Source organism: Chryseobacterium sp. HNCC26DJ238, assembly GCF_057180465.1.
Map to the genome: position 1 here is coordinate 29659 of NZ_JBXUGI010000003.1, position 19720 is coordinate 49378.

At 31.6% G+C, this 19720-nt stretch carries 13 protein-coding genes; 2 read left to right on the forward strand and 11 right to left on the reverse strand.

Annotated elements, in window-relative coordinates; all coding sequences use genetic code 11:
* Positions 1-2: 2 nt before the first annotated feature.
* The 9 genes from AC2A07_RS03270 to AC2A07_RS03310 all read right to left on the reverse strand — a co-directional run bounded on the left by AC2A07_RS03270 (position 3) and on the right by AC2A07_RS03310 (position 13729).
* The gene (locus tag AC2A07_RS03270) at positions 3-3245 is read right to left on the reverse strand and encodes a DNA repair protein Rad50 (RefSeq protein ID WP_484049190.1); all 3243 of its coding nucleotides are present in this window, start codon (positions 3243-3245) and stop codon (positions 3-5) included.
* Positions 3242-3889 carry a condensin complex protein MksE gene (locus AC2A07_RS03275; RefSeq protein ID WP_484049191.1) on the reverse strand — a complete coding sequence of 216 codons (648 nt, stop codon included), beginning with the start codon at positions 3887-3889 and terminating at the stop codon, positions 3242-3244. The genes AC2A07_RS03270 and AC2A07_RS03275 overlap by 4 nt, the downstream gene beginning before the upstream one ends.
* The gene (locus AC2A07_RS03280) at positions 3859-5178 is read right to left on the reverse strand and encodes a hypothetical protein (protein WP_484049192.1); all 1320 of its coding nucleotides are present in this window, start codon (positions 5176-5178) and stop codon (positions 3859-3861) included. The genes AC2A07_RS03275 and AC2A07_RS03280 overlap by 31 nt, the downstream gene beginning before the upstream one ends.
* Complete coding sequence (locus tag AC2A07_RS03285; RefSeq protein WP_484049193.1) at positions 5171-7234, reverse strand: hypothetical protein; 2064 nt, start codon at positions 7232-7234, stop codon at positions 5171-5173. The genes AC2A07_RS03280 and AC2A07_RS03285 overlap by 8 nt, the downstream gene beginning before the upstream one ends.
* Positions 7235-7236: 2 nt before the next feature.
* Positions 7237-8403: a hypothetical protein gene (locus AC2A07_RS03290; RefSeq protein ID WP_484049194.1), complete on the reverse strand. Its 1167-nt coding sequence runs from the start codon at positions 8401-8403 to the stop codon at positions 7237-7239.
* The gene (locus AC2A07_RS03295) at positions 8396-10537 is read right to left on the reverse strand and encodes a hypothetical protein (protein ID WP_484049195.1); all 2142 of its coding nucleotides are present in this window, start codon (positions 10535-10537) and stop codon (positions 8396-8398) included. The genes AC2A07_RS03290 and AC2A07_RS03295 overlap by 8 nt, the downstream gene beginning before the upstream one ends.
* Before the next feature lie 149 nt (positions 10538-10686).
* Positions 10687-11013, reverse strand: a complete 327-nt coding sequence (locus AC2A07_RS03300; protein ID WP_484049196.1) for a hypothetical protein — start codon at positions 11011-11013, stop codon at positions 10687-10689.
* 15 nt (positions 11014-11028) lie between these two features.
* Positions 11029-11289 carry a helix-turn-helix domain-containing protein gene (locus AC2A07_RS03305; RefSeq protein WP_034706501.1) on the reverse strand — a complete coding sequence of 87 codons (261 nt, stop codon included), beginning with the start codon at positions 11287-11289 and terminating at the stop codon, positions 11029-11031.
* A gap of 778 nt (positions 11290-12067) precedes the next feature.
* Complete coding sequence (locus AC2A07_RS03310) at positions 12068-13729, reverse strand: helix-turn-helix domain-containing protein (RefSeq protein ID WP_484049197.1); 1662 nt, start codon at positions 13727-13729, stop codon at positions 12068-12070.
* Positions 13730-14041: 312 nt separating this feature from the next.
* Between AC2A07_RS03310 and AC2A07_RS03315 the strand changes: the two genes are divergently transcribed.
* Together AC2A07_RS03315 and AC2A07_RS03320 are read left to right on the forward strand one after the other, a co-directional pair.
* The gene (locus tag AC2A07_RS03315; protein WP_484049198.1) at positions 14042-14470 is read left to right on the forward strand and encodes a MauE/DoxX family redox-associated membrane protein; all 429 of its coding nucleotides are present in this window, start codon (positions 14042-14044) and stop codon (positions 14468-14470) included.
* A 280-nt stretch (positions 14471-14750) separates the two neighbouring features.
* Positions 14751-15065: a hypothetical protein gene (locus AC2A07_RS03320; protein WP_484049199.1), complete on the forward strand. Its 315-nt coding sequence runs from the start codon at positions 14751-14753 to the stop codon at positions 15063-15065.
* A 59-nt stretch (positions 15066-15124) separates the two neighbouring features.
* Here the strand turns inward: AC2A07_RS03320 and AC2A07_RS03325 are convergent, their stop codons facing one another.
* Together AC2A07_RS03325 and AC2A07_RS03330 are read right to left on the reverse strand one after the other, a co-directional pair.
* Positions 15125-16474 (reverse strand): RagB/SusD family nutrient uptake outer membrane protein, encoded by a 1350-nt coding sequence (locus tag AC2A07_RS03325; protein WP_484049200.1) that lies wholly within the window; start codon positions 16472-16474, stop codon positions 15125-15127.
* Between the two features lie 11 nt (positions 16475-16485).
* Positions 16486-19665, reverse strand: a complete 3180-nt coding sequence (locus AC2A07_RS03330) for a SusC/RagA family TonB-linked outer membrane protein (RefSeq protein WP_484049201.1) — start codon at positions 19663-19665, stop codon at positions 16486-16488.
* Between the last annotated feature and the right edge of the window lie 55 nt (positions 19666-19720).

Below are 19720 nucleotides of genomic sequence, written 5' to 3' on the forward strand. Positions count from 1 at the left end.
ATTTATAAATTATTGAATGTTGATCCAAAAATAGGTATTGGATCATAATTAACTTTTTCATCCTCTCGACTATTATGAAGTAAGTATATGTTTTGTTTTTCTATATCAATTTTATTAGGATTAATAGATAGAGACAGCAACTGATAGTCATTTGCTTGAGCAATTTTGTAAAGCATATCAAAATTACTTCCTAAACCTTCTGCTTCATCAATAGCCATAAACCGAATAGATTCAATAAATTTATTTTTTAATTGTTTATTTAATAAAGATAATTTCGCAATACATAATAAAGCAATCGCAGCATACGCCTGACTCGTACTGCCATCGTTCTTTTTCCCTTGATTTGTTTTAATTGAAAATTTTACATTATAATACGATTTCGGATTCAATAGTTCTTCAATTTTTGGCTTTAAGTTTCTCGAACCACCCGATCTGTAAAATGCTTCTAATAATTTTTCTTTTAAAGAAGGAAATCTTTCCAAATCATTTGAAATTCCTTTTTCTGATTCAAATAATGAATCATCCAAACCTAATTCAAAATCTTTAGTAATATTATCGGTAAAAGTATTCATCCATCCAGAAGAAAATGAATCTTCACTAAAATCCTCTAGACTTACTATGTGACCTCCTGTTATTTCTTTTTCGCTAGAATTAAGAAAATTATTGATTAATCTGATATCATTTCTTTGGTCACTTACTTCACTGGATACTTCTTCAACGATAACGGCAAGTTTTTGAAGTTTTCGACTATTTAATCTCCGGTTCTTTAAGTTAATGTCTTTAAGATGTTTACCTATTTTTTCAATAACTTCTTTTTCTAATATGGTAATGTCATTCAAAATTTCGGATGGCAAAATCTCTTCACATAAAGACTGGAAGTCTCCAGTATTTTCGAAGCGATTTACATTATTTTTTAAGTACTGTCTAACTAAGAGGTTATATTCTAAATCGTAATTATTTTTTGTTGAATCATAATTGTTTTTAAATTCTTCTATTGGTTGCTGGGTTAACTCCTCTGAAGAATCGGAAATATCCTTTAAAGCATCAATATTTTGTGAATATATCTCATTTTTGTTTGAAGTCAATTCTACAATTCTTTTATCCAATTTAATGATATCTTCCGTTGTGTCATATTTTGATTTTTCCTGAAGATAAATCTTATTGAACTCTTTATAATAATCTTCAGTATCTAACATAGAAGAGAAAAAATGTTTTTTGTCAAAATTTTCTTCGAAAGCAAAACCGTGATTATTTTTAATATTTTCTATCTCTTGACTAGTCTCTGGCGTAAAGAAGTTTTCATAATCTCTTGTTAAATTATCTTTGAGGGTTATTAAATTGCTTCTCTTGATATTTAATTCAGAATAAACCGCTTTACTTTGTTTATAAACTTCCTCAATGGAATTTTGAGTATAGAGATTGGAATATTCTAAGAAATCTTCTGTATTTATATCGTACATTTCGTGAGTCTCAAGTTGGTCTTCCAAATCTGTTTGAGTATTCCACGCTTTTAGATATCCATCGGGGTTTTCTAAATTCTCGAAAACATTTTTTAAAATTGTTTTTTCTTTTATCTCTTTTTCTAAGCTTGTAATATCACTTAGAATACTTGTAGTTTCTTTTTCAAAATGTTCCTTTATCTTACTTTTATCTTGGGTATTGAAAATTGGAGAAAAATCCGTTGAAAAAAATTCAATAACACCGTTAAGATTAAGCCAAAACGCCTTATCTTCAATTTTATATACAACAATATTGTTTAGTAACGCTTCAGGAGTGGGAATATATCTTTTGGAGGAATCAACCGGAGTTTCTATTTTAACACCTTCATTCTGATATTTACGAATAATGGCTTCCTGATTCAAGTTTAGTTCACTTGATGATTCTAAAGCCCAATGAGCCAAAGAATTTTTGTCATCAATATTATTTAAAGCTTTGAGTTTATTCTTAAGTTCTAAATCTCTTTCTAACTTCTCAAGTTGTTTATCAATTTGATTGACGATATTTCTCTCCTTATACTCATTACTTTTGAATGCAGTAAGAATATTTTTAGATTTTAAAATTTCTTCTAATTCTTTTATTTTGTTTATAGTATCTTTCGATTTATGGTATTTATTGAACTTTTCTATAAGCTCTTCTTGTGAACAATTAAACGCCAGCATCCACGAGAAGAATTTTTTTCTTTTAAATATTTTACTATCCAATTCATTTTTAGCTTTAAAAGCTTCTTCCCATTTTGATTCTATATTTTCTAACTCTTTTTTTATCCAAGTGATTTTTTCGTAAACATTTTCTTTCAACAAAGGAAATGATTGTAGACTGTGATAATAATCACTTAACAGAGTTTGAAGTTTATTCGAGTTTATGGAAATTTGATTTATATAGTATTTGTAGGAAGATTTTAAATATAATATTTGAGCATCTTCTTTTGTAGTTTTTAAATCCAGTAACTTACTAAGTTGAGTCTGTTTGATGGTTAACGACTCTATTTCTTCCAAATTATTTTCAAACTGTCTTGTGTCTTCTTGTAATTCTTCTACGGTATCATAAAACTTTTTAATTAATTCTTGTTCTTTATCATCTCCAAATAAGAAAGATTGTAAACTATAGCTTTTACTAACATCTAAAGATTCTCTGGAAAAAGCCTGTATGATTTTAGCATAATTATCTAAAGTTTTACTGTTGAGCGAAAGATCTATTGGTAATATTTTATTGTTGAAAAGTATCTTATGATAATTAGCTGTTCTTTCCCAAGATACACAAGTAAGGTTTAGATTATTCTGTATGTGTTCTTTTAATTCATTAATTGGAAAAATGATGTTGTTCTTTTGAAAATCCTCAACACCCAACAATTTCGAAAATGGAATCAACTGAGTATCCGTCTCAAAATTATTTCCGTCCTGAATAATAAACATATTAGAAGTGCCTGAACTCTCCAAATAAATACCTATAACCAAATATTGATTTTCATCCTTTTCAATATTGATAAATGCATATCCCATATCTGTTCCTTTACCTTCAGTTCGTAGCACCATCGTTTGTGGATTTCTTGGCCCGGTACCTTTTGTTGGAGAATGAAATGCTTTTGTTCCCACACAAATCAATTGCAGAAGGTCGGAAATCATACTTTTTCCTGCTCCTCCTTCTCCAACAAAATCTGTTCTGAAAGAACTGAATTCATAATCAAAATTCTGATGATGAACAATTCCCAAAGTAGATAACCTTTTTATTCTTGGATAGTCTTTCATTTCAATTCATTTAGTGTTTCATCAATATTCAGAATATACTCTTCATAAACCTTTATCAGCCTGTCAAAAGCCGGAAGTAAGCCAAACTCATCTTTACTTAATTCAATCCAGCCAATTTTTCTAAACTCTTCCAATGCTGATTGTATTGTATTGTCTATTGCATTATCATTAAGATTTCCCGGAGTAATATTTCTTGATTTTGCAATTAGCCTATATATTCCTGGTTTAAAGTCTTCATATTCAATTCTTATTTTTTCTTTTAGCTTTTGAACTGAATCTAAATCTATTTCCTTATCAATATAAATGATTTTATAGATTATAAAACCAATGATTACATACTCACTTTTCAATATTTCCCTATGTCGTGGAGATATGTTTCCACGACTATTACCATAAAAATCTAAAAAGAAATAATTATTTGGTTTTTCACCTCCTTCAGAAAGCTCTACATCAAAAAAATCCTGATAATAAAGCTTTAGACTGTCAATGTTCTTATCGATAAAATTAAAATAACGAATCTGATTACTTTGTTTCTGAAAGTGCATTCCATCTTTTAAAAGATAATCTATTTCTGCAAAAAATTCTTTTGCATTTTCTGCATATAAAAAATCACTTACTGTAGCTTTGTTATCAACATTTTCCATAGTGAAACATTTTTAAATTCATCATTTGTCACTAATGATTTTTCTGTAATTAACTGTAATTTTTCAGGATTACCGTATATATGTTTTATCAAGTTAAAAAGAACCGTTACGGCTATCTGGCTATTGTTTTCTTCTTTTAAAATTCTAAAAAATACGTCAGACAAATTAAGTTGGTCTCTCAATGCTATTTCAGATAAAATAAAATTTTCCCATTTTCGAATCGTATCAATTTCCTTAATTTTAGCAAGCATTCTTTCCTTGTTTTCACGAATAACTTTTTCGTTCTGTTTATACTGTTTTCTTTCTTTTGGTTTAGGCGGAAACAGTTCCTTATCTCTACTAATTATGGTAAAATTCGGTGTAGGTATATGTATGACTGGACAGGGAATGCCCTGAGTAAAAATAATATTTTTTTTATTATCCAGTACGCTATTCTTAAGAAGAAATGAAATAAATTTTTCAATTTTCGAATTGAAGGCAGGCTTGTTTAAAGTTGAAAAAAGTTGGCGAATTTTAGGCTGAATCCTGTCTAATTTACGGTCAATTGAATTTAATCGGTCATTGATATATTTAATGAAAGAATGTACCTCAGAAATCAAGGTGTTAATATCATTATCAGAATTGTCTTTCTGTTCTAATAAACCTCTCATAGTTTTGGTTTCTGAATAAGCGGATCGTAATTCTTTTACATGAGATTGGGACTTTGTCAAACTATCTTCGGTTGCTACCAAAACATCAATAAAGCTTTGGTTTAACAGATTGGTTTCTTTCTTTAAGTCGTCTATTGATAGAGAAATCTGGCGATCAAGAAAGTCTATTTGTTCTCTTAAGTCGGGTTCGTATTTCTTAAACTCATCTTCTAACCAAAATTTAAGATCATTAGAGTTTCTTAAAGTGTTTGTCAGATGAATACAGATTTTCTGAATTCGGGTTGGGTTAAAGGCTCCCTGTAAAGTTTCTTTTGCGTGTTTACAAAACTTATATGCATAATCTTTGAAATAGTACTTTTGAGTTTGTTGGTCATAATCCAAGAAGTATTCTTGTAAGTTCATTATCTGCTCACTGTATACTTCTTTAGGATAGCGCTCTTTGGTTATATAAATCTGTTCAAATGCTTCATGTAAATCTTTTTCTGTGAATTTACCATCCTCAAAGATTTTGTTTTCAATTTTCTCAAAAATTAGAACAATAGCCAATCCCACTTCCCTTTCTGGGAAAAGAAGTTTATACGTTTTGTCTTCGTTTAGTATTTTGACGAAGTCAAAGTTTGGATTGGTTTCTTTATTCACTCTTTAATTTTTTGATTTCTTCCTCAATTCTATTCTTCTCTTTTTCTAAATAAATTATTCTTTCGTCATTACTGAAAATCTCAGAATACATTTCTAGTAACTTACTCTTGATAATTGGTTCGTCGACTATTTTGATAAGTTCTAAGTGATCTTTGTTTGCGAAGGAAAGGCTTCTAATAACTTCACTAACCTGTCTTTTTTCAATAATTTGTCTTGTATTTAATTTTTTAAGATTGTCTAACTCTTCTATTCTGTTTTTTTTATCCTTCAAATCATTAAGCCAATTAATAGTCTCTGAAATTTTGTTTTTTGCAAATTCTCCAATAGAGCCCTTGTCCATAAAAAAACCGTCTTTTAATAAATCGTGAATATTAGCACCAAATGTTGATTTTTCCACAAAGAGTTGAATTGCTTCATCTTCTTCATTTTCCAAAAACATTATGTTATGATGAGGAATATCTGAGAGTATAAAAGGAGAGTGACTTACAAAACAAAAATTAATTGTTTTGATATTATTTAATTGTATCCCAGAAATACTATTAAGAATATGATTTATAAAATTGCGCTGCATTTCCGGATGGAAGTATAGTTCAATTTCTTCGAGTATAATATTTATATTGTTATATGCTGTTTTAGTAGCTGTGGTTTTTACGGAGTCTAAATTACTTAAATGATAAAGAATTGAACTTACTGAATAAATCATTTGCTTTTCACCTGAACTTAATTTTTTAAATTCAGTAAGTTTACCTTTATTTGTTTTTAATAATATATCAATACTAAAAATTGAGGGAGGAATCAATTCTATAAAACTGATTTGAAAATATTTTTTTTCATTTTTAATATTAGCAATAAAATCAGAAATCGATTTTACTGGAATTTTTTGCTCTTCGATAAGTTTTATACTACCAGCGTAATCAATGAAACGTAAATAATTTAGTAGTTGTTTTAATTTAAATGTTATGTGACTTTGATCTTCATCAAATAGTCTTTTAAAATAATCGTCTAATAGCCTTTCATCAAAGTTCTTCAACTCTTTTAGAAAATATTTTTCATAATCAGAGTAAGTTACACAAATATTTACCAATTTATATTTTAAATAATCAAAAGCAATTTGAAGTTCTTCTTTAGAATTGTTATCATATTTAAACTTGTAATACTTATTAAGTTTTCTATAAACTAAATCTTCATTTATGTTTAGATTTTGAAGATTAATTTCTTCCTTCTTTTCACTATTTTTGATAGGTAGATTATAAATAACTTTATGTTTCTTAGTATCATTTAGAGTAATTTTAAACTCTGTTGCTTCTAAATAATCCGTTAGTTTTCTGAAATCAAACTTTGTCGATGGCCTTACTAAATTTGCAATGAGTCGTGACTTTGCCAAATGATTCTCTTTGTTAATTTCAAAATCTCCTCTGGTTCTCATAGGGTTTAATACCAGGGGAGTTTGATAGGCGTCATTTTTATGAAACAATCCATCCAACCAAATTCCCATTTCATCAGTATTATATGCATAATGAGAATGATTAATAGTAACAGTATAAAAGAAATTTTTTAATTTGAAACTTGATTCCTCAATCTTTCTTCCAATAACGAATTTATCTCCAATTTTTTTATATTGATTAATCTCAACTGTATCGTCATAAACTTTTAATTTATAAAACCTTACAATTTCTTTTTTGCTTACTGTTTCAATAGTTTTAAAATATAGCTCAACTTTTACATCATTTACATAAGTTAAATTTGCTTTTTTATTCTTCTTGTTAAACCTATACGAAAAGTTATTAATAGCAAGGAATAATAGTTCAATTAAAGTACTTTTTCCAGAGCCATTTTTACCTGAAACTGCCGAAATATTAACTTTTATTTCTTTATTATTTAGATTAACTATATTGTATAATCCTTCGGGACTTTTACTGTTAAAAGTAACTTCATCGCTATTTGGATTTATTGAAAACTCTCTGTAGAAATAATAAATAAAATCTTCTTTCAAAAGTTTTAAATATTCAGAATTACATTCTTTTAAAGGTTTTATAGCAATTATTTGTAGACTCATAATTATTTACAATATTTTTTTAAGGCTCCAATAGAAATTGCAATGTCTTTAGTCAATTTTGCTAAAGGTCTTTTGTTAAATTCTTTTTCATTATAAAAATTACCATACGCTAATCTATATGCCTCTTCGAGTGTAAGTTTAGCTTCAGGAAAAGCTTTTTGAAGAGATTGAATATAACTATCATTAGAAATATGTCTTTTTCGTATTATTTCTTGAACAATATCTTTGTGTTCGTTTATGATTGTATTATGCTCAAATATCTTTGAAGTATTGTCTAGTTTATTTTTTAAGCCTGGTTCAAGTTTGGCTCCATCATTTTTGACAAAAACTTTTATTTCGTCTGTTTCGCCAATTGAACCTAAATATGAAGTTGGAATATAGTCAAACTTTAGTAATTCATGTTTTGGATTTGGTTCGTACGGCGAAAAATAATCTGTATAAGAGAAAGACACTTTACCCTTACAATCTCTATTACAGATTGTACAAGACGGAATAAGGTTAAAAAAGCTTAAAGCTAATAATGGGTGTTCATTTTTCGGTAAAAAATGATCTAATTCTGGTCGGGTAATTTTATTTTTACCTTTTGATAAACTAAATGTATATTGTCGGTTACAATAGCTACAAACCTTTATTCCTAAACTTTGAGTAAGTTGATAAGGCCCCCAGTCCTTATCAGGAGCAATATTTTCAAACCATTCTTCGTAATCAAAGATCTTTTTTAATAGAAAATCTATTGGTTCAAAATAAATATCTCTTAAATTATTATAATAATCTAACTTGATTTGACTAGCTAAGCTTAAATCTAAGCCAATAATTAATTTATATTTAGACTTTAATTTTTTTAGTTTTTCTATAACTAGATTAATATTTTGAGCTGCTGCTTTAAAAAGTAGAGTTTTCTTTAAATTTAAATATTTAGTTTCATCAAATTTTTTTTGATCAGCAAAAATTATTTTAATAAAAGGATTATATTGTTTTACATGAATAAACTTATTAACTGCATTTTTTATAGTAATTTCTTTTGTACCTGTACTAAAAGAATTAATTGATTCAAATAAATTTATATAAAAATCTATCCTTTTTTCAATTTCTTTGGAGACAAAACTGATATGTTTATCTTTTACTTTTCGTAAATCTGCTTTTGTAACGCACTCTCTAATACTAATCATTTTGACTGCCTTTTAATTTTTTTAGATGTTTAATTCTTTCTTCAAGTTCTTGGATTTCATTTTCAATAGCGATGTCAAAGACAGAATTGTACATTTCTATCAATTTATTTTTAATAATAGGTTCATCTATAATACTGATTGTTTTGTAAATTTTATCTCGTTCCTCCTCTGTAATATCAATAACTTGATTAGTATTTTTACGTTCTATTAATTGATTTAATTTAATAATAATATTCTCAATTTTCTCTTTAGCAAAATCTCCAATCAAGCCATCCGTAACAAAAAAAGAATCAGCAATCAAATCACTAATGTTGGCTCCAAAAGTTTTGGTTGGACGCTGGATATCATCAAATTCAAGAACCTTTGTAAAACCATGATTTCTCTTGAGGTAGATAACATTATTATTGGGTATATCTGATAATGATAATGGATCGTGAGTAGTAAATATTATTTGAATATTAGGAATTGAATAAAGTGGATTTGGAAGCCAAGAATTACCTTCGAAAATCAATGGGGTTAATTCTTCAAAAATTATTGGTAGAGTATTGTTTAAAGCGTCTACAAATTTTCTTTTCCACATAGGATGATAGCCTAAATCTGCTTCATCTAATATTACAAGGTAATTTTCTCTTTTCCTAGTATGATCATTACTTACTGTAAAATTAAACATCGTAGAATATAGATTTAGTAAGCACTTTTCTCCGTATGAAAGATTAATATCAGTTCTAACCTCCAAAAAATCCGGATTTATACCGGGAATATTACTGAAATAATCAACAACTTTAGAATATAAAGCAAAAAATAACTCTGAGCTTTCAACTATCTCTTCATTATTGATAAAAAAATTAAGGCTTGATAATTCTTTATGGATTTGAAGTTCGTTTATTAATTTATAGAAATCTAATATATTATGTAAGCCTTCAATATCTCTAAGCATTTTATCTCTAAACATCGATGTATCGATACCATTAACTTGAGTGATTCTTTCATACGCTGAAGAAATAATTTTAATCAATTCATTCGAGTTCTCAAGCTTAATATCGCTTTCATTACTCTCAAAAATTTTATCTTGGCTGATTATGTATTTTTTCAAAAAATTATCTAGAAACTCTTCAAAATTTGAAGACTCTAATATTTTATTAAAATCAAATCTTCCATTGCTTCCGGTGATAATAAATGTGTCATTTAACGTTAAAAAAGATAGAATAATTATTTCAAAATTTTTGATAAAGTTTGATGAGTCAGGAACAATATGAGATTTCTCAGTTAACTCATTTTTATATTGAGGTAAATTCCAAATCTGTTGTAAAGTATCAAATAAATTATCATTACCAATTATTGATATATAGTGCCTTAATAAACTTTCTGGATTCCCAAATTTTTGTTCCATTAAGTCACTTTCGATATTAATTTTAAGTGTTTCTATTTTCTCAGGATTTCCTATATTAGAATCACTATAAACTTGGGTGAAATTTCTTTTATTTAAATTTTTCACACTGATTTCAAACAAATTATAGACAGGAAAATCTGGAAAAGATTGTTTTATTAATTTACTAACTGGATTATTTAAGAAAGCAACTTGCTTTAAAATAGTGTCAGAATATATATTAGAAAGATTTTTGCTAATACTTCCTGATTCTAGTGGCAATAATGAATAGAAATCTGGAATTGACGTGTCGTAAATGGCAGAATAGTATAACGGTATTACGGATTCTGCTTTATAGAGAACATAGTTTTCAACGTTAGTTAAAATAATTTCATATTCAGAACCTTCAAGTGTTCTGTTTTCATCCGCAAAATCTGCTGTTCTGTTATGTATAACAAGTTTTATATTGTCATTTTCTAAAACATCTTCGTAAATAAAAATGCTCTTTGTTTTATCCTTATAAGACTTATTTATAGCTTTCAGGATATTTGTTTTACCTGTTCCGTTAGACCCAACTATTGCAGAAATGTTCTGAATGTTTTTATTCCAAAATTCAGGAATATAAGATTGATTTTGAGTGACTGTAACATATATTTTTTTCAAATCTTTATCTATTGAAAATGAATAAAAGTTATGTCCGCCAAAATTTAAAACTTGAGCATCCTCAAATAAGAAATGGTCAATAATATATACTGATGATAATATCATTTAATAAATTTAAAAATTTATATTTATTAAAAATTACGGTTTTCCGTATTCTCTAATAAAACAAGCTCGAAACTCTATAAATTTATTAAAATTATGATTAGATAAAATAATTATTATAAAATATTTATTTTAGTCATTGACATTCACAATTATGTTTTTCTCTGCTTAGGAATACATCTCAAATCCCCAGCAAAATCCAGCATAAAAACTTGACTTCCTGTAAACGGATTATAAGACGGCCGATAATCAATATAGCCCGAAGAATGCAGATTCTTCAGGCATTTGTGGTAGGTGGCTTTTGAATGGATTTTACTGATTCGCATCACCTCATCACGTGAAATACTGACCGGATTTCGGAAACGGTTGAAATTCCAGAATTGGAATAATGCTAAGTACAGGCTGATGTGTGTGGGATTAAGTGTATTATCCTGAGCCACCTTTTCATAGAAGCCTGTAAGATGTTTTATGTAATTCATTTTCTTAATAATAAATTATCCTTTGCCATTTAACATTTTCTCGATGTCTTTGTAATTGTAATATAATGTGCCACCGACACGAGTATAGGATAATGTTCCACTGACACGGAGGTTCTGTAATGTTCCGGTAGAAATTTTCAGAAGTTCTTTGACCTCTGATGAGCGCAGCCATAATTTCTGCTCTGAAATTTTGATATTAAAAAGATTTTTAATGTCTTCAAGCAATTCGGTTTTGAACTCCTGAAGGTCTTCTTTGGTAACAAGGTTTACTCTCATAATTTCTTCATTTTTGTTTTTGATAAAATTTCTTTTGCAAAATTGGAACATCAAAATCGTTAAAACAATAGTATTGAAGGGAGTTGGATTGAATAAGAACAATCTGGAATAATTTGGAAATACGTGGAGATTAAAAAAGAATAAATAAGAATGATTTGGAATCTTTAAACTAATTTTAAGAAAAACAAAAAACAAGTTCCGCAGTTTTTTTCCCTTTTTGCAAAAAAGGCAAGAGAGTCTTTGTATATAAAACTTGAAAAGTTTGTATATACAAAGACACATCTTGCCGTTAAAATCAACGAATGTTATTTCAGAGCTCCAAAAAAAGAAACAGAATCATAATTATTATGTAATTAATTGAAAACCAATATCTATTTTTTGTAAATCTATTTTGGAAGATGACATATGATGAAAATAACACCTAGCCTCTTTTTACGCATGTTGACCTTGTATTATTTTACACACGTCAGCCAAGAACCTGTGTCTAATTTACGCAGGTCAATCGAATACCTGTATCTCTTTTACTCAGGTTGATATTATACAGGAAAAATACCTACCTATATCTTTTTTACGCAGGTCGATTGAGTACCTGTATCTATTTTACACATCTATGAATTTTTAAAAGGTCTGCTGTTGTTGTGAAAACTTTGTTGGAATGTGGGAAACTCTGAAGGAAAAGCCGGGATGAGTTTTCCATATTTCAATAAATGCGCTTTTTTTTACATTGCAAAATGTATTTGGGACATCCCAAAAGAGCAGCACCGCATTTATATAGAAATCAATTTTCACCGATTTCCTTCATCCTGTTCTTTATAAATTCTATCGGTCTTATTCCGTTAATTTCGAAAAAATGGGTTGAGAATAATTGTCGGCTAGACATTCCACATTCCTGAGCCAGGTTTTTAACTTTGTATTGCAGATACATTTTATTTTCCACAAGCAGATTGGTAATATATCCGATTCGTAAAATCTTTAGATACTGCGGGAAAGAAACATTCAGATGTTCATTCAGTACATAAGATAGTTGGGAATGTGTTCTGCCAAACATTTTCGCAACCATTGGTAATGTCAGGTTTTTGTCAAGAAATCGCTTGTCTTCTTCAAACTTTTTGAGTTTTTCTTTAATATCTTCAATGATTTCGGGACTGTGTGTTTTTTTCTTTTCAGAAGTTTTTTTGTTTGCAATTAGAAAAGAATAATACTTCCTGAACTTTTTCCATAGTTTAATAAATTTTCCAGGAAATTTAATTTCTCTATTACGCAGTCTGATTACAAAAAAAAATAGAAGAAAAATCACAACTGGCGTAGCAATTAGAAAGTAAAAATCATTATGCAGTTTATTCTCCCATATTTGTTTTTCTTCTAGTAATTTTTCCGTATCATATTCTTCGTGGATTTTTGAAGACAGCATTGCAAAATCAACATTCAAAGTTGAATTCGTTTGTAAAAACTGGTCACTATAATACAATTGCTTACCCAAACTACCATTCTCTGTTGCATCCTTAATGAGGTATTTATAACTTGACCGGATCTCGGGAGTAGTAAATTGAACCTTGTTAATCATAGAGTCCACTTTATTCATATAAACCAGTGATTCTGCTCTGTTTCCTTTGAGCCAATACAGTTTCCCTAAGTAAAAATAAACAGCGGTTAATGAGTTATAATCCTGATTATTGACCAAAATATCACGTGAAAGTTTCAAATGTTTAAGTGCTTCATCTGTATTCCCTTTTCTTAAAAGTTGTACACCTTTCCCTTTTTGAAAGTAGCCATATTCAAGTAAATGCTCATTAATGTTTTTCAATTTTTGTAACCCGATGCTAATCAATGAATCTTCCTTGTTGTATAAACGAAGATTTTCATAACAATTACTCAGGCGGTAAATGCTATTAAAATAGCCTGACTCATTATTCAACCTTATGTTTGGGTGATGGTTGTCTTTCATATGTTCCTCAAAATACTTCGTAGTATTTCTAAAGTGAACTGCAGCTTCTTCGTAGTAGCCCAGATAACTTTTTACCATCCCGAGATGATAGTCTATTTTATTTATCAGATAATAGTTGCTTGAATTCCGAGAGAATTGATAAGCCTTAAGGTATTGCTCCAAAGCATATTTATATTGTCTCTTGTTATAATAGTAGATAATGCCTTTTCCGAGGTATGCCCTTGAAATGATATCACGGTCACTTGATTTGAATGCCATCACTATAGCACTGTCGGCATAAGACAATTTGCGGTTTATGTCTTCGGTGTAGTATATGGCATCTTCATAACCTATAATCTGCTTTTTCCAATTACTTTCTTTTTTTGCTTTACCTATATACTTATTCACAAAAACCATTGCCCTTGAATCGTTTTCAGGATAGTTTTCATACAAGTCTGAAATCGTCTTGTATGATAAACTTTGTAATTCCTGGGCGTTAAGAAAAAAGAAGAACAAATTAAAAATCAGAAATGAAATCTTATGATGATAATGCATAACATTATGATATATTCAAATTTACCTGAAAAATCTATTACAAAATGTACTTGAACAAGCTTCGAGTTCGGTTCTATTACCACTAGCTTTATAAATGATTAATTTTCAATTAGTTAAAAATTAATATAGTGGGAAAGATGTATATTTCATTACGTAGAAAACATATTTCTTTCCCACTATTGTTTTTCTCAACCTCACAGTCAGTGTAATTTAGACTTCAGAATTCCAAGTGAATCAATCAGCAAATCAATTTTAAATAAATCATAAAATATTATGAAAAAAGTCAAAACAAGAGTCGTAGAATTCATCAGCTATTTCTTTATACTGTTGTTTTGTTATGCCAGCATCAGTAAAATAATGGATTTTGAAAATTTTCAGATTCAGATTTCGGAATCACCTTTATTAAGTGCATACCCTGGATTCATACCTTTTGCAATCGTTATTCTAGAATTGATCATTGCTGGATTATTGTGTTATCGGAAGACCAGAAATACAGGATTGATTGGAAGTTTTATTTTAATGCTCATCTTCACAGGTTATATTTTTTTTATAATCCACACCTCTGAAAATCTTCCTTGTTCCTGCGGAGGAATTTTGGAAAAAATGAGCTGGCATCATCATCTGTATTTTAACATTGGATGTGTCGTTCTTTCTGTTATCGCTTTAGGTTTAAATCTAAAATACAGCAGGCCTGCTGAATAAGTATGTTACCGTAATTACTTACGGACGATTATGATTGGAATTTGTTATTGAAGTTTAACCTTAGAATTAGACGGTCGAAAACTGTCTAACAATCCGAAACTCTAAAATGAATTTATTAACAACAATTTGTTTGAGAATAGGTAGAATAGGATATTTTGGTACGACAAGATTCGTTAATCTATGGGTATAGCTAATTATTTTACCTTCTCAATCGTACTTCTCAGGCAGATTCTAAAAGTTTTTATGGTAATCTTTTTTGATGTATAAAAAGTCCAATAAAATGAAATTCAACCAATTTTTGAAAATCAATGCAGTAGCGATAGCTGCCATTATGTTTACAGGTGCTCTTATGTCTTTTAAAATCGCAGAAAAAAAGGCAGCACCAATGCAATATTTTTATAACAGTAGTAGTGTTGCTGCTGGTGCATTCTCTAATGTATCCAATTGGGCAGAAGGAGCAGGTTCAGGATGTGTTACTACAGGGAATAAACCATGTAAAATCACAGTTCCTGAAGGACAAGATTTAATTGATGTGATTGGGGGATTAACTAATGGTGAAGTCCTTGATATTAATCCTACTGAAAAACGACAATAAGAGTCCTTTCAATAAGTATTAAAAAGTAGGGTTGACAATAATTTGTCAACCCTATTATTTTATCTTGGATTTTGTGGCATTCCTGTAAGCGAAATAATATCTTCAGGAATTGCTATGGCATATCGCAGATCATTGGGCGGTAAAGTATAGGTTTGCCCATTAACAGTTCTTGTCAATGTAATATTTGCCCCATCACGATTGTACCTCTTTAGGTCAGACCATCTTAGCCCACGAATCAAAAGCTCTTTTCTTCTTTCTCTTGAAATAATATTCAACGCATCTGTTTGTGAACTGGCTGTTATCGGAACATAAGTTCCTGTTTTCCATCTTTTGACAAGCAGGTTATTGAGATACCCCATACCTTCCTGAATCTTGTTCAGTCTTACATTGCATTCTGCAGCCATCAGGTAAAGCTCGTCGGTTGCCACACTGATGATCGGCCCGTTGACATTGTTGTAATATCCTTTGAATAGAATTTCATTAGCCGTATTTTTTCCAAAAAAAATGGTTTTTCGTAAGTCATTGTTATCATACATCTGGTAAATGTGATCGGGAATCTTTGCAGGCATTAAATGAGATTCGTAGGTTATAGCTGTCCACAAAAGAATTTCTTTATTCATTTCCTCAATGGGATAATCAGCATTGGGATTCAGGGTATTAAAATCCATCAAGTCGTTATTGATGTTTAGTGCTTGTTCTGTATTCTTAAGGGCATTGTCATAATCTCCCATAAAAAGATAGGTACGAGCCAATAAACCATAAGTTGCTGCTCTCGATATGCGCATCCCTGAAATTTGCTTAGGCAAAAGTAGCGGTATTGCAGTTTGCAGGTCACTGATGATCTGATCATAGGTCTGCCTGACCGTTGAGCGTACCGATGGGATATTCATATCAGGGTCTAATCTTAACGGAAGTCCCAAGTCTGTTCCGGCGGTTTGAGGGTTATAAGCCGGACACCAGATCTGAGCTGCATCTAGATATCGGAAAGCACGGAGTGCCAACGCTTGTCCTCTGATGTTATCTGCCTGCTCACCTGTAAAGTTTTTATCCTGCATATTGAATAAAACTGCATTACAGACATAAATACTTCTGTAACACGTAGACCAATCATTTCCTGAGGAAATGGGAGGAGCTACATTGTCCGGCATCCATATATGAAGACGTTTGGTCGCCTCGAAGCTCAAACCATTGTAATCTGCATCTGTAAGATAATAATCATCTGAACTTGTTTCTCCACTCGAAGCAAAATCAACGTTGAGGAAACCATAATTATTGAGAAGCATTTGATTGTCCTCCAATCTGTCGGGAGTTGCCAGCTTCAGGTCAGACTTTTCGTCTAAAAAATCACTACATCCAAAAGAGATTAGAATTAATGATAACGATGTTAGTAGTATTTTAATTTTTCTCATTTCTATCCATTTTAAAATTTAGCTTTTAATCCTAATGTAAAGGTCATAGGAGGTTTTAAGGTGTTGTTTCCCAAATTGAAATCGGGGTCGATCCCGCTTTTGCTCTCTTGCCAGAGTAAGCCGAGGTTGCTGACGTTGGCATACAGTTGTAAACTTTTAATTGGCAGATCACGCCATTGCCTTTTACCGATCTCATATCCAAGATTGATGTACTGCAGACGGATATGGTCGCCTTTTTCAATAAGTGCAGCCGAACCTGCGTAGAATGCATCCCTATTGGAATTCGTCTGATATTGATTAGAAGGCACATTGGTAAAGACTTCATCACCTGGTTTCTGCCATCTTTGCTCGTAATCGCTGTGACCGTTCCATTCCCTGAATAAGCTGGTGTAGTTAATGGATGGTCTTCTGAAATAATAACCCATCTTGTAGGTAATCCCTACATCAAGGCTTAATTGTTTGTAAGCAAAGGTATTCGTGAAGGAACCATAAACAGTAGGTATTGCAGAACCGAAATACTGAAGGTCTTTGACATCGGCTCCCATTATCTTGGCATAATCCTTACTGACCTCTCCGTCCAGATAACCTCTTGGATCGCCTGTCTGAGGGTCGAGTCCTGCCCATTGGTAGCCAAACATCGAATAGACAGGCAAGCCTTCAATTCCGGATATAGGAACAGAGGCAAGCACGAAGTTCCTTGCTATGGTACTGCTCGGATAATATTTCGTCACTTTATCTTTGTAAGTACTGAAGTTAATTGTGGTAAGCCATCTAAAGGATTTATTGATATTGATTGTCTTGAGTTCCACATCAACGCCTTTTCCTTCTATTCCTGCAACATTCCATACAAGACTGCTCAATCCGATGGTATAATCCAGCGGAACCTGTCCGAAAAGGTTTTCTCCTTTTTTCTGGAAATACTCCACAGAACCTGAGATCATGTTATTTTTGGTTGCAAAATCTAATCCTGCGTTTATCATTCTGACCGTTTCCCACCGAAGCTGGGGATTGTAGTAATTGTCAAATCTTGCCATCTGCTCCTGTGTATATGTTGAAACACCGAGTAATGCCATAGTCGTTACAGCAACCATCGCAGGATTGATATTCCCATTGAAACCGTATGAACCTCTTAGCTTCAGATTCGGAAGCCAGCTTACAGTATAAAACTTTTCATTGGCTAGATTCCACGAAATCCCTGTTGACCAGAAAGGATTCCATTGGTCATTAGTCTTCAATCCGAACAGATTGCTGGCATCACGTCGGGCACTTCCGGAGATGGTATATCGGTTATCAAATGTGTAGGCAGCATTCGCATAAACCGATACAAAACGATTGGTGGATTCCCTCAAAGAGTTCAGATTGTCGATAAAGCCTGTACCTCCTGCAATAATCGGGAATCTCTTGCTGAGGTCGACCATTCCAAACGAAAGGTTGTTGGGGTCATAGCCATAATATCGGTTATTGCCCGACTGTGAGTTGGCATCCCTTACCTCGCTTCCCAAAATGGCTGAAATCTGATGTTTGTCAAAACCTCTGTTAAAATTGAGCTGTCCTCGGAAATTATTGATCAGTAATTGCGAGTTGGTCTTATCCATTATCGCTCCTTTGGGAACATTGTAAGTCAGACTACCATTACTATTGATGACTGTGAACCTGTTCACATAATCCCTTACAAAGTAACTTTCCTCATCATACAGCGTATTGGCAAGTCCTGTGGTTCTCTGATACTGATATTTTATATCAACATCCAATCCTTTCAATATTTTGTAGTTCAATCCTGCATTGAGAATGATCTCTGAGCTTTTGCTTTTGGCTGTATTGTGCTCCCAATCGGTAAGTGGGTAATAATTCCAATCCAGTAATTTTCCGTTACCCAATGCTGACTTGTAAGCCTGTTCATAGGATTTTGAAACTGCCAATGGATTTCCGAATGCGTCTGCCATTTCCATATAAGGGACGGCATTTGTTTTCATAATAATACTTCCAAAAGCACTGCGACCGCTTTGGGTTGCTGAATGGGTAAAGAAGATTCCTGTGTTTAATGTCAGATTCTTCAACGGTTGCCAGGTATTTTGGAAACGAAGATTCACACGTTCATATTTTTCTCCTAGGTTTCCGGTATTGTCATCATATCCTAAAGATGAAGTCCAAGAAAATTGAGGAGCTCCTCCAGCCATACTCAGTGAATACTGTCTGTTTTCCAAAGGCTGGTACATATACTTTTTGTATTGGTCACGGGAATCAATGGTCTTCAGTCGTTCTATTTCATTTCGTACATATGCAGGTGAAAGCAGTCCTTTCTTTTCTTTATTCATAAGGTCAACCACAGGAGATAATACGGGGTGACTGGTAGAATTTATATCGGTGTTGTAAAAATTCTTCTTGAATAATTCCTGTTCCACATCGATAAAGTCTGAGCTTGACATTGTTTTCAGATAATTGAAATCAGGCTTTGGACTCGTCATTAGATAAGTATTGAAATTGACCGTCACAGGCTGATTGTATTTTGCTGTTTTGGTCGTAATGACAATTACTCCGTTGGCGGCTCTCGCTCCCCAAATGCTCGAAGCGGCGGCATCTTTGAGAATGGTAATGTTTTCAACAATGTTGGGGTCAATGTTGCTGATGTCCCCGTCATAAGGAAAGTTGTCTACGACAATCAAAGGCGATTTAGGTCCCTGAATGGTACTTAGACCTCTGACCATAATTTGTGAGCCTCCTTGGGATGTTCCTTTGTTGATAACGATTCCATTGGCTGTGGCAGCTAATCGGTCAAGGATATTGGCGGAAACCTGTGTATTTAAGGCTGCATTACTCACGGATGAGAAAGAACCTGTTGAACGTTCTTTAGGGATCTTCTGATAACCTGTCGTTAGAACTACCTCATCAATTTGAGCTACCTTTTCGGATAGATTGATTCTTAAGGGCTCTTTCAAAGGAAGCTCCAAAACAATGATCTGTTCTTCATAACCTCTTCCAAGAATAACAAGATTGATTTTCTTCTCATTGGTTGTGAGACTGAAGTTTCCATATCTGTCCGTAGTAGTCACGGTTTTTGAGTTCTGTATGGCGATGGTTGCGCCTAATACAGGTAAACGGGTTGTTTCGTCGATAACACTTCCCGTAAACATCTGCTGTGCCATTATAGGCACACAGTAGCATAGGGCGGGAAGCACTAATAATTTCTTCATAGTCTGATATAGTTTTGCGTTAATGTAAATTCAATGATTTTCAAGCGATGGAATA